The organism is Levilactobacillus hammesii DSM 16381 (assembly GCF_001434395.1).
Lineage (GTDB): Bacteria > Bacillota > Bacilli > Lactobacillales > Lactobacillaceae > Levilactobacillus > Levilactobacillus hammesii.
The window spans coordinates 45,654-68,018 of record NZ_AZFS01000060.1 but is presented as its reverse complement, the minus strand read 5'-3'; the positions used below and the strand labels follow the sequence as shown (position 1 = coordinate 68,018).

Sequence of the window (22,365 nt, the reverse complement as noted above, 5' to 3'; positions counted from 1 at the left end):
AAGCCAAGAATGCCTCTAAAAAGACCAATACTAAAACTGATGGTATGTACGTCAACACCACGAAGCACATCACTTGGTCCCAATGGCTCAACCTACCCGCCTTCGGTGCCGAGGGCAATGGGATTCCCCTCTACAATGTCGACAACGTTCCCTATGATGAAGACGGCTTCCCTTACGTTTCTAACAAGATGGGTAGCGCTTCACCAATTGAAGTGACTCAGATCAAGAGTGAATTTACCAGTGCCGCCTATGCCGCTATCCCTGACAAGGCCAACACGTACTACTTAAGTGACAAAAACGCCCTCTATCACCCAACCAATCCAGAGGTCGGCCAAGCTATTCGGGATAAGATTCCTTCAGATACAACCATTGCCAACTCAAAGCAAACCCAGGAACAAGCTGGCAACCGTGTCGCTGAGATTTCATCTAACTTTACGCTAGCTAACTTAACGGTCGGCGAAAGTAAGACGGCACAAATGTGGAGCTCAGTTTATGGCAATCTCAAACTAAGCTACGCGGCTTTAAACACCTTTACCATCCAGCCAGCCGATGCCTCGATTGTTTCCGTTCCAAATAAGACAACCAACGGCAAGTTTACGATTACTGGGAAACGTTCTGGAAGCACAACAATCAAAGTAACCAGTGTCAATAATCCTAGTCTCTATGAAACCTTTATCATCAATGTAAAATAACATAGCAACTCAACATTAATCACATATGGGGAGGCTATTATGAATAAGATTTTTAAAGAGCTCGCTGTTACAGGACTAGCTCTAACCAGCTTCATCGGCTTAACAACCGTTCAACCAACTACTGCCAATGCTTCAAAGGTTCACTACATCAAGTGGAACAAGCCGATGAAACACCATCAGGTTGCCGTCAACGGCCGGAAGTCTGCCTGGAAAGGTTACACGTTAAAGAAGGTTTCCAATAAGCATTACCGGTTTAGAACTGCCGCTAAACTTAGTAGTACTAAATATCAAGTAAGCTTTCTGACCACGCTCCGGCATGCCAAGATTGATCACAGCATCTATTATCAAGTTCGGATCGGTAAAAAAGGACAAGCTATTTGGGTTAACCGCCACTACCTAACAGGTTGGTATAAAAACACAACGACCACTCAGAAAGTCACAAAGAAGAGCAGCCAATCAAAAGCAACAGCTAAGAAAACGGCCAAAACCTCTGCTACAACAAAAGCTAAAGCCAAGAATGCCTCTAAAAAGACCAATACTAAAACTGATGGTATGTACGTCAACGCCACGAAGCACATCACTTGGTCCCAATGGCTCAACCTACCCGCCTTTGGTGCCGAGGGCAATGGGATTCCCCTCTACAATGTCGACAACGTCCCCTACGATGAGGACGGCTTACCTTACGTTTCCAATAAGATGGGTAGCGCCTCTCCAATTGAAGTGACTCAGCTCAAGAGTGAATTTACGGCCGCTGCCTACGCTGCTATCCCTGATAAAGCCAATACTTACTATCTGAGTGATAAGAACGCGCTCTATCACCCGACTAATCCCGAAGTCGGCCAAGCCATTCGGGATAAGATTCCTTCAGATACCAATTTCGATAACGCACGTGACTGGTCTGAAACCAAAAAGGTTGCCGACCTTTCCTCTAACTTTTTCATCGCCGATCTAACTGTCGGTGAGACACAGAAGGTTCAGATGTGGTCGGGAACCGTTGGTGGTCTCAAATTATCCGACCTACAGATGAACTCCTATACTATAACCAGTGCTAATCCAGCCGTCGTCACAGCACCTAGCAAAACGACAACAGGAACCTTCATGATCACGGCTACCGGCGCCGGGAAGTCGAGTGTGACTGTCCGCTCCGTGAACAATCCTAAACTGAGTCTACGAATTGACGTTAACGTTAACTAGCGGCACCCGCCAAAAATTTTAATCAGTGATCAGTTGGTAGTCTTCATTTCGCCATTACCCGTATTTTTAAACTTCGGGTAATGAAAGATAGGATTCAATTCTGACACTCCTGGAATTCATGTAATCCCCCACTGACGTTGACAAAGATTCGTCCCGGTACTACCATGAAGTTACTTCACAATAACACATTTGCAGATAAATCTGCCATTCTGTAGCGAGGGAGAACCTATTGAATATAGACTTTTTTGGCGAAAGACTGAAGACGGTTCGCAAGTCAAAGCGCCTCACACAACTAGACTTATCTAAACAATTAGCCGTCAGTAAGGGAACGGTCTCCGCGTACGAGCAAGGCTTGTCTTATCCCTCACTGGAAACATTCATCAAGATTTGCGGGATTCTGGACACCTCAGCCGATTATTTGCTAGGTGGTTCCGACAATCCACCATTCAAGATGGCCGGTTTAACCGGTGAACAGGTGCAAAGTATCATGCAATTTGTCTCACTCATCGAACAAGCCAATGAAATCACCACTTATCATGAAACTCATTAAAACTCGAAAAGTCACGACTACCGTTATTGGTAATCGTGACTTTTTCTACTTGCAGCGCGTAACTATGCCACCAAAAAGCCCCAGGTACTGGCCGAAGCGACCACTACCTGGGGCTAATTTTCTACTTCATTTTAGTTTAATGCGTACGTTTCTTCCAACCGAAGGCGCCTGCCAGAGCACCTAACAAGGCCAAGCCCACAATCGCTAACCCGTGGTTCTGCTGCTCATTGGTCTGAGGCAGTGTCGTGCTGGTCTTCTGCTTAGCCAAGGTTTGGGCTGGCTTACCGGATACCGGCGCAGCTAATTCCTGAACCTTAGCCGCCTGACCACCGGTTGTTGCGGTCGTCAGGGGTTGCTTGGGACTCGTAGTCCCCGTCTTACCAACCGTAGTAACCTTTGCGGGTTGCTTAGCCGGTTTGTTCATCGGCTTCTTGGCTGGCTTCTTTGGCTTGATCTTATCCGCGCCACCACCGGTCGATGGGGTTTCAGGATTCGTGGTTGGTGGCGTCACATTGCCACCACCATTATTGCCGTTGTCGCCACCGCCGCCGGTTGTCGCATCGGCCGCATAGGTTACGGTGATGGCCAAGTCAGCACTGTCAGGCGTAACGCTCTGACCCGTTGTTTGGGTTAGATCATTGGCCGGGTCCGTCGTTGAAACGACGTGCATCCCCGCTACCGTTGGGTTCTTCACATTTCCAAAGGCGAGCTGATCGCCGGCCTGGTAGACAACCCAACCAGTGTCAGTCGGCTTGCCGGTCACATCAAGTGCTGGCATGCCAGTGGCGGCTGAATTGCTGTAAGTCACGGCGTCCTGCGTTACCTGATCCGTGACCGTGGCAAACGTCATGGTCTTCGTAACTGGCGCAGCGACCTGCTTCTGCTGTTGATCCTGGTAATTAATGACTTCATTGACGGCCTTTTCCGTCGTCTTAAAGTCGTGGGCCAAGGTAATCGCGAAACTCAAATTGGTATCGTCGGCCTGCCCGAAGACGATGGCACTGCTGCCGTCTGCGTTCTTCGTGGTATCGCTAACTAACTTGTACCCCTTGGCAACGGCTGGATCAATCACCGTGGCGGAATCAAAGGTACTCGTTGTGCCAATGGCGCCCCGGAGTTCGGGATTAGTCGTGTAGTCTAGGACTTGAACCGTCTTGCCGGTTGTCGCGTCCTTTACCGTCACAGTAGCCCGTTTAGCCTGTGCGTAAACCAACCGAACGGCTTGCTTAGCGCCAACAAAGGGAATGTCGGTAGCTGAACTGATATCCGTCCAGGTCTTGCCGTCAACGCTGGTCTCGGCGCCCGTGTAGACGTAATCAGGGAAGTCCTTCTGATAACTGTTCAAGGCTAATGGTGTGTCAGAGGTTCCATTGTAGCTATCGGTAACCGGAGTGCCATCTTCGGCCGTGATTGGTGTGAAGTTACCATCGGCGTCCTTGGTCCCATAGGACATGGCGAGATTCCATGGCAGTACGTCTTTGTAGAAAAGAATCGTCCAGTTCTTGGATTCGTCAGTTAAGGTGGTTTCAGAAGACTTCTGTGCATTAGCCTTGCCATTGCCGGCTAGATAGTCGGAATAGAGACCCGTGCCATCCAAAATCAGCCCGGAGAACGTGTAGCCCTTAGACAACTGTTGATTCAATAACGTCACGACGGTCGCATTCTTTTGGACGTCCACACTCGATCCAATATCTCCAGAAATCAGAGTGGCTGGTGCTAGGTTTAACTGTTGGCCGTTAGCTTGTAAGAGCTGAATATTGACGTTTAAATCACTGACGTTAGCAGCTAATTCATACGGCTGAAAAATATAGCCGGCAAAGTCACTGTTAGTATCGCTCCAAGTGGTGGATAAGCTTCCGTACGCTGAATCCGTATCATTCAATAAGTTATACCAAGTCAACGTGTTACTGTTCAAATTACCGGCATCGGAACTAGATGGGAAAAGGGACGGATATTTAACATCCCTGGCGTTATCAAATCCCTGAATCGGCAGATTGCTAGCAGCCAAATCTTTGATGATAAAGGACGGTGTCGTGTAGGTCAGCATCCCTGTATCAGTTGTGTTGACTCCCTTAGCTAATTTATCGCTAACTTTAATCGGTGCTAACAGCACGTGTTGTTTACTAAGATTAGCATTTGAAATTAATAAGTTCTTATCTGTCGCCAGTGGTGAAATATCCGTGATCTGGTTATCGATAAAGCCGACCTGGGTCAACTGGTCGTGATTCCCTAGTGCTGAGATATCATTGATAGAAGCCATTGGTAACTGAACTTCACGCAGGTCCTTCAGGTTGCTTAACGCCCGAATATCCCAGAGATTGCTGTTCTTTTCATAGGTACCATAGATAGCTTGGCTGACACTCAAGTTTGGCGAGATGAACAGCACCTGAAGATTTACCGCGTTTTGTAAACCTTCCAGTGTTTGCATGGCCATAATGCTCTGATAATAGGTTGTCGGCTGATTACCGGCCGCAGCTTGTAAGTTGTCGTTCGAATAAATGGAAGTGAGCGTTGCTAACTCGGCCTTCGTGAAGTTATTCCGAAAGTCAGCAATGGTCGCATAAGTTTTGGTATAGTTATTTTGCCAGAGAAAGTATTGGAGCCCATAGTCTGGCAGCCATTCATCGATGTACATGAGTTGGGTTCCATACCTGGCCGACGAAACCGGATCAACACCTTTGGCATCCTGTGCAATCTGGTTCGCATACGTTTCACCCAACCAAGTGCTAGCGCCCTGTACTTGATAACCACTATTATAGCCATCTACAACTCTTAAGTCCGTATTACGCCCAGCAGAATCCACGTGATTATAAGTATATTGCAATTGGTCAGTCTTACTGACGTTAAATACCGGTTGACCCGCGACCTTATTCGTCAGATCATTGGGATCTTGGACAGTGATCCCCGTCTTAACTGGAGATGTCGGAGCTGCTGGTGCTGCCACAACGTCCTTAGTGACCTCCAAATTTTCCGGTTTAGCGACTACTTCTGAACCAGATGCAGGCTGACCTTGCTTATCAGCCGTGCTCTGAGGGCCCTCTGGGGCTGGGCTACCTGGCTGACCACTATTGTTGCCAACTGATCCAGTATCAGCACCAGAACCAACGTCTCCAGATTCACCACCGCTTGCCCCGTCACCTGGCTGTCCTATATTAGACTTGTCGGACGTACTAGGCTTGTTACCGTTTTCAATCTGACCGTCCGTACCATCAGAAGACTGACTCGACTGCAGGGAAACTTTGTTCGACCCACTGGCCGCATTCTGCTGTCCTGTTTCCTCAACGGGTGCGTTATTATCATCGGCATGCGCGGTTGGCGTGGCTTGGGGGCCCGCAATGATCCCCACGGCCATACTGGTGACTGTAATACCAGCAACTAACCAGCCTCTATGTGATTTATACATCTTGTAGTGTGTCTTACGTTCAAAATTCCTCATGATTGGTCCCCCTCTTTAACTTACAACCAAATTCAGATATTTTTATAAGCACTTTTACTTCCTCTTGTCATTATCCATTATAGCCACGTTGTGAGTAATAATCAATGGCGTAAAACATTATGTGGAATACAGATTTAGGCGAGCTTTGTTGCGGCCCAAAAACTAGCGGTTCGTTAAGTGATATGCGCAAGTTAATAATTGCCAGAAGCAATACTTAATAAGGCTAATTTATCCTTCAATTTCACAGTGTATAAATCTTCATCCCATATTGGCTTCAATTAATTTAGTCGAACAAAAAAACCCAGTTCAAGATTGAACTGAGCCCTCTCAAATATTTGAGTGTTGCCTTAATTTAACACTTCGGGGTCTTATTTTTTATAAAAATAAATTCTTAGTGGCGTGCCATCACCATAACGGTCAAGGAAGACCAATGCCGTCTTACCATTGTGCTTTTCCCGTTTGATGGTCTCGTCAAAAATACTATTCATCCGATACCAGCTAATGCGCCAAGTTCCCTTATGCTTGCCCTTTTTAACACTAAGATCACTATGATTGTAATAATGGGATTTCTTTTTTCCAGACCATTTGACTAAAGTCCCTTTTTTGCCGTGATGGTTATATTGGTAATCATAAACATACTTGGAAATCCTGAGCGTATTAATATTTGCTGGATCTTCATCGTCCGCCCTAACCCAAGTGCCCCTGAATGATTTGGGCGTCGTCGTATAATGAATTTTGGCCTCAGCAGTCGTACTTGGAGCCATAACACCACCTAAGGACAAGCCTGCCGCAACAGCCATTGTCGCAATAAATAAGTTCTTCTTCATTTTCATCATTCTCCTAAAATTTCCAATCCAATCAGCCTAATGTATGTACCGCTTTCGATAACGCTTGACCCAAGTCATTGGTTGCATCCCATAAGTTATCAGTTGATACGACATCGTGAGACTTATATTGGGAGATTTCTTTTTGGACTCTGTTTTTTAACCGCAACAGTTTGGCATTAGTTTTCGCATCAAATCGTCCCTTGAATATGGCATATGCCATCAATGATCCTTGAGCTTCTCGCGGATTCCATGCATAAAAACGTCGCAATAACGATGGCATACCGGCCTTATTATCATGATAACTAATGTTATAAACATGCGACAGTGGCATATTTCTCAGCGCTTCATCCGGCAAATCGTCCATATCCCCATGCCGTCCCTTCGCCCAGTAAGCTACCTTAAACCGTCGAAGATCCGAAGCCCGTTGTGCCAAATTCTTGGTCCTGTTCAGATTGCCTTTCCAGAGCCACCCTTTGACATCACCACGCTTGTTTTTAACAAAGTAATAGGTGGCTTGTTTACCATTATTCTTCTTGATTCTAGCCGACTTGCTTGCAAACAAAGTCGTCTTCACATTCTTAACCTGTTTAGCCGATTTCTTAGTCAACGTGGTGCTCGTATATAATATGCCGCCGTTAGCATGATAGCTGGTTCGTTTAATCTTTTCATGCTTAACCACCTTGGCTGCTTGCGTCTTGGCAAAGGCGCTCACAGGAACTTTACTGTCTGCGACCATGCCAAAACTAACGACTAAGCAGCTTAGCATTAAGGCTTTTAGTGCAATTTTTTTCATCTGAATTTACTCCCATTTATTGGCTACTTATGCATCGGATCTTTATTTTGAACGTTATCATCAGAAATGTTTTTCAACACTTGATAGTGATCGATCTTGTGCCACTTCTTCTGACTGCGATTGAAGCCCTTGTTAGGATCAATATGATTCCACAAACGCTTCGTCCAGACCGTCATATGCTTACCTGACTGTTGAACCTTGTAGCGCTGGTCTGGATACCCCGATTGCTTCACAGTCGACTTGATCTGATAAGTGTGTTTTCCCGTCTTCATATAAGTGGTGGCCGGGTCGACTTCGTAACGTCTCGAGTTGATTAGCAATTCAACAAATGATTGCTCGAACTTGCCATTCTTATAGTACGTCCGCATCACATCAGAGAAGAAGTAACCACTTCCCTTGCTATAGCCAGTTTCGATAAAGTTACGTGAATAGAACTGCTTGGCAGAACCAAATCGTGATATCCGCTTGCTTCCCCAAAGATGATGTTGCTTCAATACCTTAGGCAGCCCTTTATGCCAAGTACTAGCACTTGCTGATGTCCCCGTCATGCCGGCTAAACCGCCGATGGCAAGTCCCAAAACCAAGGCTACTAAAAACTCCTTTAATCGTTTCATGTCAGTCTCCCTATTGTTAAACCCAATTAGTACTTATAGAAAACATTGCTATAGCCAAAGACCTTAATATTCTTACCAACCTTATTCACGGACATCGTCAGCTTCTTACCACCCTTGAACATCCCTGAGGCGTGCGCATCGTAGCGAATGACGTAATGATTGTGCCCGGTCTTCTTGTAATGGACGTTGTAGCCCTTTTGAATGGGCATCCCCGATCCCCAGAACCAGGTCGACTTGGCACGAATTCGCGTCTCCATCATTAAGTCTGCCCCATATTTTTTAGTTTTAAAATTACCGCGCACACTCTTAGGTGTCCCCTTGTGCCACTTCACCTTCGTCGCTTTATGCTGATAGGATGTGCTGGTCTGACTAGCTTGGGTTGTCGTCCCGCCGAAGCCAACTAACATGAGGGCTGCACCAGCCATCAGAAAAGTCTGCGTAACTGTTTTTTTCATCATGACGCCTCCGATTTTAATTTTGCGTGATGTAACGAAGATAAAACCATACTCACTTCAACTATTTCTTATAGTAGTAAATATTAAGTGGCGAACCATCATCGTACGTATCAAGACTAACTAAAGCCTGCTTGCCATTGTGTTTCACCCGCTTATACGTCTCGTTGAAGATACTATTCATGCCATACTGGCTAATCCGCCAGCGACCGTGTTTGCCCTTTTTCACACCAAGGTCACTGTGCTTGTAGAAATCAGCCTTCTTCTTACCGGACCAATTAACCTTTGAAATGGTTCTCCCATTCACCACATATTTCATTTGATAATTATACTTAGAGATTTTGAGTGTCGTACGATATGTATATCGTGTTCCCGAATAGTTCTCATGAGATAAATTAACCCACGTACCAATGAACGATTTGGGCATTTTCGTATAATGAATCTTAGCTTCCGCAGTCGTGCTAGGGAGTGCCACGCCTCCTAGTGCTAAACCAACCGTTAGGGCCAAAACGGGCACAAAATGTTTTGCTTTCATGTTAGCCAACATCCTTTCATTTTTTCTGATAGTCATAACAAAATGGCAGGTCAACGTCCCATAAGGTCACGCTGGCCCACCATGAAACTCCCTTACTTCCGTGTATTCATTGCTGTAAAGATATTGGCAGCCGCGGATACCTTGGCTGCGGAATTAGTGGATTCGGCAACGGCCAAGTTCTGTTGTTGGAGCGCAAGCTGATCGTTTTGGAAGTCTTGGTTCTCGGCAACGTTAAATGCCTCTTGTAACGTGGTTGCCCGGTTCTCCTTAACCAAATGAATCAAGCGGTCAATAATCCAGTAACTGTAAAACTTCTGCGGAAAGTCCTGCAAACCCGCGACGTAAGCCGGTTGTGCTTGCTCATTCGCGATTTTCTGCTTGATTTGATCCATTTGCCCGTTAAGCTCGCCTTGAGCTGAGGAACGTTTGACCCGCAGTGCAACGTAGCCCCCAATCAAAACCACAATAAGAATGCCTAACAACCGCACATCAGCTGCCATAAAGGCGGCAATCAAAATCACAATCAGCAGAATATTCCGATGCTTCTTGTACTTATTTTGGACGGCATCGGACTGCTGCTGAACGACAAATAAATCGTGGCGTAGATCCTGAACCTTCGCTGTCAGCTTTTGTTTGTCCGTGAGGTAAGCAATGATTTCTTCTTTTTTCATTTAATAACAATCTCCATTCTTGACCTGACCCAGTTCAACCTAGTTACTGCTCTGACTATACTTATAGCCACTGGCCAAGTTAGCGAGCCCGTCTGCCGAGTTAATGACAAATGACTTCTTGTCATCCGCTAACGTGGCATGCATGTGATACCCGGAAATCTTCATGTCCAAGTCGTCCTTTTTCAAGGTATAAGTGCCGGTATGGATCTTTTCGCCGTCGGAATACTCGGTCACCTTATCCCCATCAAACTTCAAAGTGTCCGTTGACTTGGACAGTAGGAACGTTGAGGTGTGAGAGTACTTGCCACTCAAATGTTTGGGCATCATCATCACCGCGACAATGATAATGACCGCAACCAAAACAATTCCACCACCAATCAACCAGCCGCGTTTGATCTTGCCGTTTCCATCTTTCAATGCTTGCATGTCTTTTTCTCCTAAATTATTCTGATTTCTAACGTCCGCCTGCGCCGAGTTAGAGAACTAACACCAACTATGTATCTACAACAACGCCTAAAACGATCCCTTCGTGCGCTTCACCGAAGGGATTTTATGTATTCTGCCTATTCTCGCCCCATCCTTTTCTGACTTAGACTGACATTTTTTCAGATCACAACGACTGGCCCGTCACGTCTCCCTAAAAACTTGAGGTCACGCAACTCTCACATTCAGGTAGCTCCGATCAGCTCAACACACTGAGCGCCTTTGTCGTCACCCGCATTAATTTTGGTCTAAAAAAATTCAGCCTCTTTGTATTCCATCACAAATACCGTCAATACCGGTACTCTATATGGAATATACTAATAAAGCACACTTTAAAAGTCAATATAGCATTCACATTGTACCTTTATTTTATGTACAAAAGCTTCAATAATATAGTGTCCTAGACTCAGCTAATATTAATAAAAAACACTACCCAAACGCCTCTAATCAGCGTGGCTAGTGTCTGTGTATGCCCTTCTATGGTTTAAACTCATATTTTGTAAAGTCTGCCCGTGCCTCATAGTTTTAGTGCCTCTAAGGACCATCAAACACCGGCCCGAATTAACCGCCACAATGCTTCAAAGCGCTCCTGATAATCCGGCCAGGCCCAAGCAGCACTTAAATTAGGTAACGTAAAGACGGAAAACGCCGACAAAATTGCCTGTGCCCGCTGATAGTCCGCATCGTGATAGCCCATGAGCTCATCAATTTGCCGATAGGCTGGCTGGAGCACCCACTGTAGAGCGGCCGGATTGTTATCAACGTACTGCGTGTTCAATTTAAACATATCGTGGTTCGCTAAATAGGCATCCTTTTTAGCATTAACAAATGCCCACAACCACTCATGCAGGACGGTCACCGCATCTCGCTGCGCCGTGGCCCCATCGATCACCACCAGCTGCGTGACCTTATCGATAATCTGCGTGTGAAACCACTGCTCAGCGACCGCCTCCCAGATGGCCTGTTTACTATCAAAGTGTTTGTATAACGCCCCGTGGGTAATCCCAAGGGCGTCAGCGATCGTACTTAAAGAAATATCAATCCGTCCCTGTTCCTGGATGAGCGCACTGGCGGTATCTACAATTTGGCGCTGCGTCACTTTTGCCATGCTTAGCGTCCTCCTGACTTGGCTATTCTTTCACACTAGGTTACCACATTTTTTTGAAAGTAACAATTCTTGATATTTGTTACTGGACGTGTTAACCTCTCTTTAGTCACAAAATCTAAAAAATGTTACTAAAGTAAACGGAGGAACTGCTTATGAAGGCCGCACAACTGACCCATTACGCCAAAGATTATCAACTTGAAATTCGGACCATTGACCGGCCCCAGATTAAGGCCGACGAGGTGCTGATTGAGGTCCGCGAAGCCGCGGTGAACCCCCTAGACGCCCTGCTGGGAACCGGTAGCTTGCGCCTCATTCAGAGCATCGCGCTCCCCCACACCATGGGAAATGAACTGACCGGCGTCGTGGTTGCGATTGGCGCCAACGTGACGGACTTCGAAGTGGGCGCCGCCGTCTACACACGCCTGCCGTTTGATCAAATCGGGGCCTTTGCCGAATATGTCGCCGTTGCGGCTACCGCCATTGCGCCCTTACCCCAAAACCTAACGTTCAAGACCGGCGCGGCCGCCGCATTGACGGGCTTAACCGCCTACCAAGCACTGCACGAAGTTCTCCACGCGCAAGCCGGGCAACACGTCTTTATCCCCGGTGGGTCGGGGTCGTTCGGTCAGATGGCCATTCCCATCGCTAAAGACCTGGGCTTAACGGTCAGCGTCAGCGGTAACGCGGCTGCTCGCGAACGTACCCTCGCAGCTGGCGCCGACCAATACTTCGATTACGCTACACAAAACTACTGGGAATCCTTAAACGACGTCGATTTCGTGATAGATACCTTAGGACCCCAGGAACTTACGCATGAACTGGCCATTATCAAACCTGGGGGCCGCCTCCTTTCACTGCGGACGGGGCCAAACGGGGCCTTTGCCCGTGACCACCAGTTACCCGCCTGGAAAAGACTCCTATTCAGCCTAAATGGTCGCAGCATTGATCGTCAGGCCAAGCGTCACGAGGTGGACTACCGCTTTATCTACGTCCGCAGCGATGGTCAACAACTGCGGGCATTGACCAAAATCATTGAAGATAACGCCATCGTCCCCGCCGTTGATCCCCAAGAATTTTCTTTAGACCAGGTCAACGAGGCACAGGCCTACCTGGCCAACGGACACCCCAAGGGTAAAGTCCTCATTCACTTTGACGGAAAGGAAGCCCGCTCATGACCCCCTACATCAACGTTCCCACTAAAACCTTAGTCACCCCAACGCAGAAGACCTTTGCCTATCGCAAAATCGGCGTACCTGATGCCGTGCCCGTGATCGCGCTGATTCACCTTTCGGGCAATCTCGACAACTGGGACCCCGCCGTGATCGATGGTCTTGCCCAAGAACACCAAGTCATCCTGCCAGATTACCAGGGCGTCGGCGGATCGGGCGGTAAAGCCGCTAAAACCATTCAGGGCATGGCCCAGGAAATTCGCGAATTCATTCACGCGCTCGGTCTCAAACAGGTCGACCTGTTTGGCTTCTCAATGGGCGGCTTCGTTGCGCAGGAAGTGATCAACCAAGAACCGACCTTAATCAGGCGCACAATCTTGACCGGGACGGGGCCCCGCGGCGGTCAGGGGATTCGTGACGTCACCAAGATTTCTGATCAATCCTTAGCCAAAGCGATCTTCACGCTTACCGACGTGAAAACCTACCTATTCTTCACCCGCACCCCCAACGGTAAGCGACAAGCGGCGCAGTTTTTGAAACGGCTCAAAACCCGGCACGAGAATCGGGATCGGTCAATTGGCTGGTCTGCCTACCGAACCCAGCTAAGAGCCATTCATCGATGGGGTTCGGAGCAGCCGATTGATTTCTCTAAACTTAAAATCCCCGTTCTAGTGGTTAACGGGGATCATGATATCATGGTGCCCACCAAGCCCAATAGTGACAACCTGGCCAAGACCTTTTCACACAGCCAGCTCATTATTTATCCGGATGCTGGTCACGCGGGGGTCTTTCAGTTTGGCGGTGACTTTGTGGAGCGGGCCAACCAGTTTTTGCGGTAAATTTCCTAATAGTGAGCTTGTCTTAAATTGTTGAAACACTTATCGCTCTTTACAACAATAAAAAAATGGGGCCAAGAAATCACCGAATGAATTTCTTGGCCCCATTTTTAATGGCTGGAATTTAGGAGAAGGTTCCAGTCTATTTTACTATTTGATTTTAGTCATTCTCTCTGAACCCGAGGCATTCCCTGTATTGACATGTAGCACCTTAGCACTGTTTTTCTTGATCTTGATGGTTTCCATTTGCGACTTGCCATATTTTCCTTTGATGGTGTAGAGCTTGCCCTTCTTGGTGTAACGACATTTCTTAAGGGTCATGTTGTACTGTGCACCCTCAAAGTAAAGCGTTGACCCGTGGGTGCGGATACCTTCATAACGCCGTGCATTAATTTTTACTTTCTGGCCGGCAAGAATATAGTACTTGGGTCCCAGCTTGGTTCGGTAAAAACTATGCTTTAGAAAAGATGGCACCCCATGATGCCAAGTCGCGGCCTGGGCATTGGTCTGCATGAAGAGACCTGATGTGCAAACACCAACGGCGACTAACGAACCGACTATAATTTTTTTGAGATTCATCCTTTTTCTCCTTTAGGCTTAATGGAAGACCCGAGCAATACCAGCCACGTCAGAGCGTTGGCCGTTCTTGATTGGTTGCACCATGATCCGTGGTGGCCAGCTTTCAATCACCTTACCCTTGCCTAAGTAAATGGCCACGTGCCAAATCGTGTGTGTCCCTGGTTGGTAATAGAAGACCAGGTCGCCACGCTTCTTGTGACTGTAAGCCACGTGTTGGAACTTCTTGCTAGCCCACAGGTTACGTGAGTTCCATTCGTTGCCGGGGTAGGCATGGTGAATGGCACTGATCGGCTTGGGGTTAATTCCACCCGCATAGAGGGCCTGCATGACGAGGCCGGAACAGTCCGTGCCATAAATTGGCTTGGAGGAAGACCCCACCAGATAAGGATTGCCCTTATACTTGTAAGCCTGCTTGATCATCGCTTCGATGTGGGCGGAGCGGCCGTTCCAGGCGTGAGCCCCTAATGGTGCAACGTAAGCATCGATACTGGTCCAGCTGGACTTCGAGAACCCAAGCTTGACCCAGGTCTTTTCGTTAACCGTCCCCGTGGCTTTCAGGTGGTGCTTACGCTGAAAGTTCTTGACCGCATAAACCGTTGCTGAATTGTACTTGTTGTAGCCATTAGCGGTGCCTAACCGGTGCATGATTTTCCAAGTCTTAATGCCTTCGTAGCCCCGTTTGACCGTATAGCCCACCTTACCGTAAGGCTTGATCTGCGTCGCATTAACTTGATAATACTTCTTCGGGTTTTGGTAGCCCTTCGTCTTGGCCACGAATGCCTTGTTAGCGGTCACGTATTTACCCGTGTTGGTCTTTAACACGGGCGCGTGCCCCTTAACCGTGACCACCTTGGAAATCTTGGCGTAGTGGTCCTTATGTACCGTTGCCGCGTGATGCTTCTTGGCGGCGTCCTTGTAATAGGCAACCGTCTTCTTAACCCGGATAATACCGGGATTAGTCGTGTAATAACTGGTCTTAGCTTGCGCGGAGGTCGTCATCCCCACGCTGGCTAGACCGGCTACGACGAGTAACGTGGATAGCCATTGTTTCTTCATGATATCTTGCTCCTTTAATAAAATTATTTAGTGAACCCTTGCTTAATAGCTCAGCGCCCGATAAGCATCGTGTTTACGATGATTGTGCAGGCTAGCTAAGCTCATGCTGGTCTTCCGCTTGGTCCATGGATCGTTGTAGTAGGCCCGCGTACTGCTGTAACCGGAGAGCGTGATGGCATGGTTCACAAAGCCATCGACACCCGCCACCCAGATCACAACGGGATGGCCGCGATTGATTTGGGTCTTCATCTGCTTAAATGAAGCCCCCGTCATGTCTTTAGCAGAGCCAATATGCCGCCTAACCGTCTTCATGAGGCCCTTGGGATAGATCCACCAACCAGAACGGGAATAAGGACTCCCAACGAAGCCCTTGTTGGGGTTGGAACTGCGCGGCATTTCCTTAGCCAGCGACATCTTGGTCACCTTAGCCCCAGCGTATTTGAGCATCATGGTTGTTGCCGTAATTTCACACCCCGTCGGCAGTTGCGGACGTTGCGCAATCAAGGGAACGTTGAGCCACCGGTAGGATTTGACAGTCCCATTGCGGTGAATCCAGCCGGTTTGCGTGTGCTGGTAAGTAAATTTCAACCAAGTCCCATCGGCCATGGTTTCTTCACGCGTAATATGAACCTTTTTATTCGCGTAGTGCCGCCCGGTCGAGATGGCTTGCATATTCCTAGCTGAAGACTTGGCGCCTCCCGTTCGGTACACCTTGTAGTTATGTTGGCGGTTAGCCCCGATCTTGGTGTAGTAGCTAACGGTGCGTTTGCCAATGATCTTGTGGTAAACCACCTGTGGTTTTGGCTTAACCTTGGGCGGCGTTGTTGAATTAGAAGCTGAACTGGCTGTTTCAGATGAAGTTGAGGTCGCTGTCGCCGCACGGGCAACGCCACTAGGGACAGCGCTCAGAAACAGGCCTAGTCCGACAACAGCCAGCCCCTCGATGAGTCGTTTCATGTAAAACCCTGCCTTTATATGCCCTAAATGATTTAATCGCCAAATTAGTGGCCGTGATGGCTCACACCACGCTGGCCAAAACTGCGATTAATTTAGTGGCTGTTGAACTGCCAGATTGCCCGATGGTTTATTTAACATGTACAGTCTTAACGGCCGTTACCTTTGAAAAGTGGCCATGCGTGTAATAACCAACGGTCGCGCTGACTCTCTTGGCTTTCGGGGCATAAATCTTCTTGTTAAAACTGTGGGCGCCCTTTAATTTTGCGTAACGTGTCCCCTTGTAGGTCTTGATCTGAGCATAGTTTGCCTTTTTGCCTAGCTTTACGGTCCCGGTAACTTTGACGTACTTCTTAGACGCTTTTTTGGCAGTTAACTTGGTGATATTGCTCTTAACTCGTGGCATCCCCGTAATCTTAGTTGGTCGGATATCTTGCAGGAAATATTGGTCAAAATACTCAGAAATATCGCTAATGTTATCTGAATCAACTTTATTTTTGCTAATTTGCTGATTAGCGTCATCAATATAATCATCGATGACCCCTTGATAAACGGGTTCCAAACGACCTTTAAACTGATCGTAAACTGCGATCATGGCCTTATAGTCCCGCTTAAACGCTGGCGTCACCTGTCCCTTACGCCCCAATTCACTAACGGCATGTGAGGCCATCGCCGCCATTGCCTGTGAAAAGTAAGGCGAAATTGCATAACCATACGCGTTGACCGGTTGTTTCTCCATGCGCTTAAAGAAGGCGGCATTGAGCTGCTGCTTAACGGCAGAACTCGATGTTTTGACGGCTTTCTTAACCGCATTTTCATCGCTCTTAAAAACTTTATAACTGATGGGTGCATCTTCAAGGCTTTCGGCCTGTGCCTGCGTTGTTAAGACGGGAATGGTCGTAGTGACAACGCCCCCGACTAAGACACTGCTCAGTAGAATGGTCGTGGCTTTATTGATCCAGTTGAATTTCATGGATGCTTCCTCCTAGAATGGTGAGATTATGGTTTAACGACTTACCAATTGTTAGATTTTTGATAGTACGGTTTATGCGCGAACGACTGGTTTTTTGAGAATCTGATCCGGTGATGACTGTAGGTTCTGATGTAATAGTGAACATGCTTGCCAGATTCGTTAACACTCTTGATTTCATAAAGGTTCTTACTGAGCTTGCGAGAAGGTACCCGCCACATCAGTAAAATTTCAAACTTTCCGTTGCGTGTCTTAGAAAGATTGGCTTTCCGGTATTCCTTGAGAACAAAGTTTTTGGCAAGTTCGATGTGATGTAGATGGTGGTTGACTACCTTTGTTTGATAATCGCCCCTCAGACTTTTACCGATTCCGTTTTGCCATTTAGTTGCGGCACTTGCTTTCACTGGTGAGCCAAATAGCCCAGCCCCAACAACCACTAATGCAATTGCAATCATCATTAAATAAAATTTCTTTTTCATAAGCTTCGTCTCCTAAAACCTTTGATTTAATGACTAATTCTTATTTTTGTAATAGTAAGGTTTGTGCGCAAATGCCATAGTTTTCGAAATTTTTAAGCGATTATGACTAAACGTTTTGATGTAATAGCGAACGTGCTTTCCTTTACTGTCAACGCTTTTGATTTGATAAAGATTTGAGCTAATCTTACGAGATGGCACCCGCCACATCAGCAGAAAAGTGATTTTCCCACTCTTTTCTGGGGCCCAGTTGGGTTGTCGAATTTCGTTGTATACAACGTTTTTGGCAATGTCGAGCTCGTTGTAGTGGTGCTTAACCGTTTTCGTATGATAAATGCCTCTCACCTTTTTAGGGGTTCCAGATTGCCATTTAACTGATGCTGATGCTTTCGCTGGCGAGCCAAATAACCCAGCACCGACAACAATCATGGCAATTGCAATCATCATCAAATAAAATTTCTTTTTCATAACTTTCGTCTCCTAAAATTTTTGATCTTCGGTGTCCGAATCACCGATAAACGTGCCGTCTTCGCGGTAATTAAATGTATAGCCTTCTGGTCCCAAGGTCAGTAAGTAACGGGCAGCTCCCACAATGGCGAAAAACAAGGCAAAGCACCATAGGATAACGTGCCCCATGACTTTAACCATCATTTTCATCCCCGCCGCGTCGCTCTTAACGGAACTTTTCATCTCGCCAAAGGAACGTTCATCACCATTAAAACCGGTATTGACTAACCGAACGGCGCGAAACTGAGCTTTTCTGAAATCTGCCGCCTGCATCTCAGACAAATTGTCAAAAATTCCCTTGGCTTTTCGGCCGTGCTCCCACTCGTACATCACAAGAAATCCGTTCGCAATCGGATAAAAGATTGCGGCCTGGATGCCGAGGAAGAGCAGGAAGAAGGGAATGTGTCCCCCTAAAGACCCACTCTTGCAGAAGTAAATCCACGCAACGGCGGCACCAATAGCAATCGCGTAACGCGTCACCCAAAAGCGCAGATTTAGTCCTAAAAATAACTGTTTTAAAATATCCAATAATTTTTTACCCATAAAACTCCTCCTGAATCGATAATTGCTCACTTACTTTAAAATAAGTGACTACGTAGCATAGTTTACAACAAATAAGTATTATTTTCCTTATTTTTAAGTAAAAAGTGTCTTTTATTCTCTGTTAATGGTGTAAATACTCGATTATGGTTAGCTTTAACGCCATAATAGGAGAATAGCCAATCATGCAGAATTCAATCAGTAAACTGGTGAATCAGAAACGACAAGCTTTAGACTTAACCATTGAAAAATTAGCTGAAAAGGCTGGCGTTTCCGTTAGCTTAATCTCGCGCATTGAACGTGGCGAGCTGGAGAATATCAGTCTCAAAAAATTGCAGGCTATTGCATCAGCTCTGAATCTAACGCTCAGCGATTTCTTCACCGATGACGCTTTAACTGGTGTTCACACGCTAGAGTTGCTCTCTTATCTAAAGTCCCTCCCAGAAGATCAACGTGAAACGGTCTCGGAAAGTGTCCTGAAGATTTTGAAGCTATAGCTAGTCATCATCTGTGTATCTTAATTTTCTTCACTAACGTGTTTAGTACCTAATTTATCAAAATCTGATACGGTATCCTTATTAGTCGTTTTCGTCAACAAAGAAGTTGTCTTTGAATCATTCGTCGGATTGGTATATCCCGTATACATGTCACTTAGAATTTTGACTGGTTTGTCGTAAATCAGCTGAAATCCATCAGTCATTGTAAAATTATAGTAGGTAGGCGCATCAACTCTATCAACCCAATGTAAATGCTTGAGCTTCGCAGAATCTGTTTCTAATTCTAATCGTCGATGTGTGATATCCTCGTAATTCACATCGTTGCCAGAATTATCCGTTTTCACCTTGGCATTTAACAACTTAGGTGTTGGCTTTTCGTATTTAGGGATGTTTTTTAAAATTGACGCTTCATTGGCTTTCAAGTAGGTCAAATCATCTTGATATTCTCGCAGCTTTTTAAGTGACTCTTTATGCGTAGCACCCAAGTAGTCTGGATGTTTTTCGTAATGCTTATAGTCACTTTCTGTGTTCTTAATCACATTTTGAATGTACGATGATTTAATCAAAATATCTTTTTGGGGATCTATGAAATCTTTATAGTATTCTCTATCCTTTTTCTGCGCAATGGTCAACACCTGATCGTCACTTTTTCCATTGATATCACGCATACTAAAGTTATTATCTGGCATATTGTAAACTGTGGCTTTCCCATTTTTTGTCACTAAAATTTGCGTGATATGAGTATCCTTACTCAATTCGTAGTCACTTGTAGAATCCGACTCTACCATGTACCAGATTCGTTGATTAGATGACTGAGCATCCTTGATAAAAGAAACATTCTTCTCATTAACCTGGTTAGCACCTGATTTTCCACAAGCCGATAATGATAAAATTGCCGTCCCCAACAACACGACGCTCATTAGGTGTTTTATGTAACGCTTCATATTTCAACTCTCCTCAAACAAATAGTTTATTTAATATAATCGATCGCTAAATGGACCAGCTGGTTACTCAATTTAATACACAGATCGTTCACCTAGATTATCAATCATAAAATTAATTATACAGGATTAAGGTATTATTTTCCCTCAAAACATAAATAAACAGTATTTTAATCCTCATTTCAGGTGTAATCTCTTTGTTCGATTCAACCCTCTGATGTGAGATGTAACTAACCATCTAAACTGGAATCAGCGCACTGCCTCAGAAAATCTCTTGTAACTACAACTGATATTTCTGTACAATGAGATTAGCAATCTCAGACAAGGTATACTCACCCGCATAGGCCTGATACTCAGCCAGCAAGTCAATCACCCCCGTCGATAATCTAATTTCAAAAATACGAAACCTTCTGTAATCGATACGATGGTCCGAATCGCGATCAATCAGAAACTTCAAATCTTGCAATAACTGTAGCCTGTCCAGAAACGGATCTACTCTCTTTTCCATGCGCTTTTCACTCCTAAAAAAATAAGCTAACCTCAACCAATTGGTCAAAGTTAGCTTAACGCCGCTGCAAAATAAAAAACAGACTTGTATGTAAGTGAAAATTAATTTGTAGATATGGCTTTAAAATTTGTTTTAGTAAATTAATTTTAACATACGTGTCAAATTCTAATGTAACCATAAGGAAAAAGATAGTTTCTAGTCAAGTATCAGCTAGAAACTATCTTTTTTGTCTCCGTTTACCAGACAACTGGCAGTAAAAAGGGGCAATTCGCAAGTGAATTGTCCCCTCAAACTCCCCTCATCAACACCCGTTGACAAAGAGGACATAAAAAAGGTAACTAATCCCAACAACTGAGATTAGTTACCTTTTGAATTCTATTTACACCGCTACACTACGGCCGAAGGAGTTCAAATCTCACTCCCACTCGATTGTCGAAGGCGGCTTACTCGTAACATCATAAAGTATGCGGTTCACGTGATCCACTTCATTGACGATCCGCACGGAAATCTCCTGCAGAACGTCCCATGGAATACGCGCGAAGTCGGCCGTCATCCCGTCGATGGACGTCACGGCACGGATACCCACGGCATAGTCGTAAGTCCGGCCATCACCCATGACCCCGACACTCTTGATGTTTGGCAGCACCGTAAAGTATTGCCAAATATCGCGGTCGAGGCCGGCCTTCTTGATTTCCTCACGCAGAATCAAGTCACTATCGCGGACGATCTGTAACTTTTCTGGCGTGATTTCGCCAAGGACCCGAATCCCTAAACCAGGACCAGGGAACGGTTGCCGCCAAACGAGTTCGCTTGGCATTCCCAGCTTTTCACCCAATTCACGGGCTTCATCCTTGAACAAGGAACGCAGTGGTTCAATCAACTGGAAGTGCATGTCTTCCGGCAAGCCACCCACGTTATGGTGAGACTTAATGGTTTGCGCCGTATCCGTCCCACTTTCAATCACATCGGTGTAGAGCGTCCCCTGGGCCAAGAAGTCGATCCCATCGAGCTTCTGAGCTTCATCATTAAAGACCTGGATGAACTCATTACCGATGATCTTCCGCTTCTTTTCAGGCTCAGTGACGCCAGCCAGCTTACCCAGGAACCGGTCTTGAGCATCGACTTTGACGATGTTCAATCCGAACTTCCCTTCCAAGCTGTCCATCACTTGCTTGGCTTCACCCTTCCGCAACAGACCGTGATCCACAAAGATGCTGGTCAATTGCGAGCCGATGGCCTTGTGCAGCAGCACGCCGACCACGGATGAATCCACCCCACCGGACAAACCGAGCAGGACGCGCTTATCGCCGACCGTCTCCCGGATGTGTTCGATTTGCAGGTCAATAAAGTCATCCATCGACCAGTTGGATTCTGCTTGGCAGACATCAAAAGCGAAATGCTTCAGGATGTCGTTACCATATTCCGTGTTCCGAACTTCCGCGTGAAATTGAATCCCGTAGAAGTTACGGGTCGTATCCTGCATCGCCGAAATCGGGCAATTTTCACTCGTGGCGACGCGTTCGAACCCATCGGGAACTTGGGTAACCAAGTCACCATGACTCATCCACACCGTTTGTTGCTTAGGTGTATCTTTGAATAGCTTTGCTTCGTCACTCAGGACGGTAATGTCTGCCCGACCGTATTCACGGTTATCGGCAGACTCAACCTTCCCACCGGTCAAACTGTGGGCCATCAGTTGCATCCCATAACAGATCCCCAGAATCGGAATACCCAATTCAAAGATCTCAGGATCAACGTTGAACGCACTGCTATCGTACACACTGTTTGGTCCCCCAGAGAAGATAATTCCCTTGGGTCCCCAAGCCTTGATCTCAGCTGCGCTCATGGTATGAGCCTTCAGTTCGGAGTAAACGCCCATGTCACGAATCCGGCGCGTAATCAATTGATTGTATTGACTTCCGAAGTCCAAGACGATGATTTTATCGAATTTGGACATATCAACGTTTGCCAAGCCAT

The 22,365-nt window shown here is 46.3% G+C and carries 25 protein-coding genes; 6 read left to right on the top strand and 19 right to left on the bottom strand.

Annotated elements, in window-relative coordinates; genetic code table 11:
* The 3 genes from FD28_RS13385 to FD28_RS08005 form a co-directional block, all read left to right on the top strand.
* A partial coding sequence (locus FD28_RS13385) for a hypothetical protein (RefSeq protein WP_202813060.1) occupies positions 1 to 692 on the top strand: 692 nt, incomplete at its 5' end.
* Between the two features lie 39 nt (positions 693 to 731).
* Entirely contained in the window at positions 732 to 1,886 is a 1,155-nt protein-coding gene (locus FD28_RS08010) for a GW dipeptide domain-containing protein (RefSeq protein ID WP_057734387.1), read from the top strand.
* Between the two features lie 229 nt (positions 1,887 to 2,115).
* Positions 2,116 to 2,436: a helix-turn-helix domain-containing protein gene (locus tag FD28_RS08005; RefSeq protein ID WP_057734386.1), complete on the top strand. Its 321-nt coding sequence runs from the start codon at positions 2,116 to 2,118 to the stop codon at positions 2,434 to 2,436.
* 136 nt (positions 2,437 to 2,572) lie between these two features.
* Here the strand turns inward: FD28_RS08005 and FD28_RS08000 are convergent, their stop codons facing one another.
* The 9 genes from FD28_RS08000 to FD28_RS07960 form a co-directional block, all read right to left on the bottom strand.
* Positions 2,573 to 5,872: an LPXTG cell wall anchor domain-containing protein gene (locus FD28_RS08000; RefSeq protein ID WP_057734383.1), complete on the bottom strand. Its 3,300-nt coding sequence runs from the start codon at positions 5,870 to 5,872 to the stop codon at positions 2,573 to 2,575.
* A 368-nt stretch (positions 5,873 to 6,240) separates the two neighbouring features.
* Positions 6,241 to 6,699 carry a hypothetical protein gene (locus FD28_RS07995; RefSeq protein WP_057734381.1) on the bottom strand — a complete coding sequence of 153 codons (459 nt, stop codon included), beginning with the start codon at positions 6,697 to 6,699 and terminating at the stop codon, positions 6,241 to 6,243.
* Between the two features lie 31 nt (positions 6,700 to 6,730).
* Entirely contained in the window at positions 6,731 to 7,492 is a 762-nt protein-coding gene (locus FD28_RS07990) for a hypothetical protein (RefSeq protein WP_057734378.1), read from the bottom strand.
* Between the two features lie 23 nt (positions 7,493 to 7,515).
* Positions 7,516 to 8,106, bottom strand: coding sequence for a hypothetical protein (locus FD28_RS07985; RefSeq protein ID WP_057734376.1), 591 nt, complete (start codon positions 8,104 to 8,106; stop codon positions 7,516 to 7,518).
* A gap of 26 nt (positions 8,107 to 8,132) precedes the next feature.
* On the bottom strand, positions 8,133 to 8,561 hold the full coding sequence (locus FD28_RS07980) for a hypothetical protein (RefSeq protein WP_057734374.1): 429 nt from the start codon (positions 8,559 to 8,561) through the stop codon (positions 8,133 to 8,135).
* Positions 8,562 to 8,622: 61 nt separating this feature from the next.
* Positions 8,623 to 9,093: a hypothetical protein gene (locus FD28_RS07975; RefSeq protein ID WP_057734372.1), complete on the bottom strand. Its 471-nt coding sequence runs from the start codon at positions 9,091 to 9,093 to the stop codon at positions 8,623 to 8,625.
* A gap of 92 nt (positions 9,094 to 9,185) precedes the next feature.
* Positions 9,186 to 9,764: a hypothetical protein gene (locus tag FD28_RS07970; protein WP_057734370.1), complete on the bottom strand. Its 579-nt coding sequence runs from the start codon at positions 9,762 to 9,764 to the stop codon at positions 9,186 to 9,188.
* 39 nt (positions 9,765 to 9,803) lie between these two features.
* Positions 9,804 to 10,190: a hypothetical protein gene (locus FD28_RS07965; protein ID WP_057734368.1), complete on the bottom strand. Its 387-nt coding sequence runs from the start codon at positions 10,188 to 10,190 to the stop codon at positions 9,804 to 9,806.
* 601 nt (positions 10,191 to 10,791) lie between these two features.
* Complete coding sequence (locus tag FD28_RS07960) at positions 10,792 to 11,355, bottom strand: TetR/AcrR family transcriptional regulator (RefSeq protein WP_057734366.1); 564 nt, start codon at positions 11,353 to 11,355, stop codon at positions 10,792 to 10,794.
* Between the two features lie 152 nt (positions 11,356 to 11,507).
* Here FD28_RS07960 and FD28_RS07955 point away from each other — a divergent pair, with 152 nt between their 5' ends.
* Together FD28_RS07955 and FD28_RS07950 are read left to right on the top strand one after the other, a co-directional pair.
* Positions 11,508 to 12,530 carry an NADP-dependent oxidoreductase gene (locus FD28_RS07955; protein WP_057734364.1) on the top strand — a complete coding sequence of 341 codons (1,023 nt, stop codon included), beginning with the start codon at positions 11,508 to 11,510 and terminating at the stop codon, positions 12,528 to 12,530.
* Positions 12,527 to 13,363, top strand: a complete 837-nt coding sequence (locus tag FD28_RS07950) for an alpha/beta fold hydrolase (RefSeq protein WP_057734362.1) — start codon at positions 12,527 to 12,529, stop codon at positions 13,361 to 13,363. Before FD28_RS07955 ends, FD28_RS07950 begins: the two co-directional genes overlap by 4 nt.
* Before the next feature lie 147 nt (positions 13,364 to 13,510).
* On the opposite strand, the gene FD28_RS07945 is transcribed toward FD28_RS07950, so the two are convergent.
* From FD28_RS07945 to FD28_RS07915, 7 genes are all read right to left on the bottom strand, one after another.
* Positions 13,511 to 13,939 carry a hypothetical protein gene (locus tag FD28_RS07945; protein ID WP_057734360.1) on the bottom strand — a complete coding sequence of 143 codons (429 nt, stop codon included), beginning with the start codon at positions 13,937 to 13,939 and terminating at the stop codon, positions 13,511 to 13,513.
* An 18-nt stretch (positions 13,940 to 13,957) separates the two neighbouring features.
* Positions 13,958 to 14,938, bottom strand: coding sequence for a DUF5776 domain-containing protein (locus FD28_RS07940; RefSeq protein WP_420806199.1), 981 nt, complete (start codon positions 14,936 to 14,938; stop codon positions 13,958 to 13,960).
* 99 nt (positions 14,939 to 15,037) lie between these two features.
* The gene (locus FD28_RS07935; RefSeq protein ID WP_057734357.1) at positions 15,038 to 15,952 is read right to left on the bottom strand and encodes a C39 family peptidase; all 915 of its coding nucleotides are present in this window, start codon (positions 15,950 to 15,952) and stop codon (positions 15,038 to 15,040) included.
* Between the two features lie 127 nt (positions 15,953 to 16,079).
* Positions 16,080 to 16,922 carry a hypothetical protein gene (locus tag FD28_RS07930; protein WP_057734355.1) on the bottom strand — a complete coding sequence of 281 codons (843 nt, stop codon included), beginning with the start codon at positions 16,920 to 16,922 and terminating at the stop codon, positions 16,080 to 16,082.
* A gap of 41 nt (positions 16,923 to 16,963) precedes the next feature.
* Positions 16,964 to 17,398, bottom strand: coding sequence for a hypothetical protein (locus tag FD28_RS07925; RefSeq protein WP_057734353.1), 435 nt, complete (start codon positions 17,396 to 17,398; stop codon positions 16,964 to 16,966).
* A gap of 33 nt (positions 17,399 to 17,431) precedes the next feature.
* The gene (locus FD28_RS07920) at positions 17,432 to 17,863 is read right to left on the bottom strand and encodes a hypothetical protein (protein WP_057734351.1); all 432 of its coding nucleotides are present in this window, start codon (positions 17,861 to 17,863) and stop codon (positions 17,432 to 17,434) included.
* 12 nt (positions 17,864 to 17,875) lie between these two features.
* A complete protein-coding gene (locus FD28_RS07915) occupies positions 17,876 to 18,445 on the bottom strand; it encodes a hypothetical protein (protein ID WP_057734349.1) in 570 nt (189 codons plus the stop codon).
* Positions 18,446 to 18,627: 182 nt separating this feature from the next.
* Between FD28_RS07915 and FD28_RS07910 the strand changes: the two genes are divergently transcribed.
* Positions 18,628 to 18,939 (top strand): helix-turn-helix domain-containing protein, encoded by a 312-nt coding sequence (locus FD28_RS07910; RefSeq protein WP_057734347.1) that lies wholly within the window; start codon positions 18,628 to 18,630, stop codon positions 18,937 to 18,939.
* Positions 18,940 to 18,959: 20 nt separating this feature from the next.
* On the opposite strand, the gene FD28_RS07905 is transcribed toward FD28_RS07910, so the two are convergent.
* The 3 genes from FD28_RS07905 to guaA form a co-directional block, all read right to left on the bottom strand.
* On the bottom strand, positions 18,960 to 19,883 hold the full coding sequence (locus FD28_RS07905; protein WP_057734345.1) for a hypothetical protein: 924 nt from the start codon (positions 19,881 to 19,883) through the stop codon (positions 18,960 to 18,962).
* 277 nt (positions 19,884 to 20,160) lie between these two features.
* Entirely contained in the window at positions 20,161 to 20,388 is a 228-nt protein-coding gene (locus tag FD28_RS07900; protein ID WP_057734343.1) for a hypothetical protein, read from the bottom strand.
* Between the two features lie 415 nt (positions 20,389 to 20,803).
* Positions 20,804 to 22,345 carry a glutamine-hydrolyzing GMP synthase gene (gene guaA, locus FD28_RS07895; protein WP_191982167.1) on the bottom strand — a complete coding sequence of 514 codons (1,542 nt, stop codon included), beginning with the start codon at positions 22,343 to 22,345 and terminating at the stop codon, positions 20,804 to 20,806.
* Between the last annotated feature and the right edge of the window lie 20 nt (positions 22,346 to 22,365).

What these genes read in the sequence shown, in the direction of transcription:
- FD28_RS08010 (WP_057734387.1), top strand. Translation starts at nt 732, where the DNA reads ATGAATAAGATTTTTAAAGAGCTCGCTGTTACAGGACTAGCTCTAACC.
- FD28_RS08000 (WP_057734383.1), bottom strand. Translation starts at nt 5,872, where the DNA reads ATGAGGAATTTTGAACGTAAGACACACTACAAGATGTATAAATCACAT.
- FD28_RS07995 (WP_057734381.1), bottom strand. Translation starts at nt 6,699, where the DNA reads ATGAAGAAGAACTTATTTATTGCGACAATGGCTGTTGCGGCAGGCTTG.
- FD28_RS07990 (WP_057734378.1), bottom strand. Translation starts at nt 7,492, where the DNA reads ATGAAAAAAATTGCACTAAAAGCCTTAATGCTAAGCTGCTTAGTCGTT.
- FD28_RS07985 (WP_057734376.1), bottom strand. Translation starts at nt 8,106, where the DNA reads ATGAAACGATTAAAGGAGTTTTTAGTAGCCTTGGTTTTGGGACTTGCC.
- FD28_RS07980 (WP_057734374.1), bottom strand. Translation starts at nt 8,561, where the DNA reads ATGAAAAAAACAGTTACGCAGACTTTTCTGATGGCTGGTGCAGCCCTC.
- FD28_RS07975 (WP_057734372.1), bottom strand. Translation starts at nt 9,093, where the DNA reads ATGAAAGCAAAACATTTTGTGCCCGTTTTGGCCCTAACGGTTGGTTTA.
- FD28_RS07970 (WP_057734370.1), bottom strand. Translation starts at nt 9,764, where the DNA reads ATGAAAAAAGAAGAAATCATTGCTTACCTCACGGACAAACAAAAGCTG.
- FD28_RS07965 (WP_057734368.1), bottom strand. Translation starts at nt 10,190, where the DNA reads ATGCAAGCATTGAAAGATGGAAACGGCAAGATCAAACGCGGCTGGTTG.
- FD28_RS07960 (WP_057734366.1), bottom strand. Translation starts at nt 11,355, where the DNA reads ATGGCAAAAGTGACGCAGCGCCAAATTGTAGATACCGCCAGTGCGCTC.
- FD28_RS07955 (WP_057734364.1), top strand. Translation starts at nt 11,508, where the DNA reads ATGAAGGCCGCACAACTGACCCATTACGCCAAAGATTATCAACTTGAA.
- FD28_RS07950 (WP_057734362.1), top strand. Translation starts at nt 12,527, where the DNA reads ATGACCCCCTACATCAACGTTCCCACTAAAACCTTAGTCACCCCAACG.
- FD28_RS07945 (WP_057734360.1), bottom strand. Translation starts at nt 13,939, where the DNA reads ATGAATCTCAAAAAAATTATAGTCGGTTCGTTAGTCGCCGTTGGTGTT.
- FD28_RS07940 (WP_420806199.1), bottom strand. Translation starts at nt 14,938, where the DNA reads ATGACGACCTCCGCGCAAGCTAAGACCAGTTATTACACGACTAATCCC.
- FD28_RS07935 (WP_057734357.1), bottom strand. Translation starts at nt 15,952, where the DNA reads ATGAAACGACTCATCGAGGGGCTGGCTGTTGTCGGACTAGGCCTGTTT.
- FD28_RS07930 (WP_057734355.1), bottom strand. Translation starts at nt 16,922, where the DNA reads ATGAAATTCAACTGGATCAATAAAGCCACGACCATTCTACTGAGCAGT.
- FD28_RS07925 (WP_057734353.1), bottom strand. Translation starts at nt 17,398, where the DNA reads ATGAAAAAGAAATTTTATTTAATGATGATTGCAATTGCATTAGTGGTT.
- FD28_RS07920 (WP_057734351.1), bottom strand. Translation starts at nt 17,863, where the DNA reads ATGAAAAAGAAATTTTATTTGATGATGATTGCAATTGCCATGATTGTT.
- FD28_RS07915 (WP_057734349.1), bottom strand. Translation starts at nt 18,445, where the DNA reads ATGGGTAAAAAATTATTGGATATTTTAAAACAGTTATTTTTAGGACTA.
- FD28_RS07910 (WP_057734347.1), top strand. Translation starts at nt 18,628, where the DNA reads ATGCAGAATTCAATCAGTAAACTGGTGAATCAGAAACGACAAGCTTTA.
- FD28_RS07905 (WP_057734345.1), bottom strand. Translation starts at nt 19,883, where the DNA reads ATGAAGCGTTACATAAAACACCTAATGAGCGTCGTGTTGTTGGGGACG.
- FD28_RS07900 (WP_057734343.1), bottom strand. Translation starts at nt 20,388, where the DNA reads ATGGAAAAGAGAGTAGATCCGTTTCTGGACAGGCTACAGTTATTGCAA.
- guaA (WP_191982167.1), bottom strand. Translation starts at nt 22,345, where the DNA reads ATGTCCAAATTCGATAAAATCATCGTCTTGGACTTCGGAAGTCAATAC.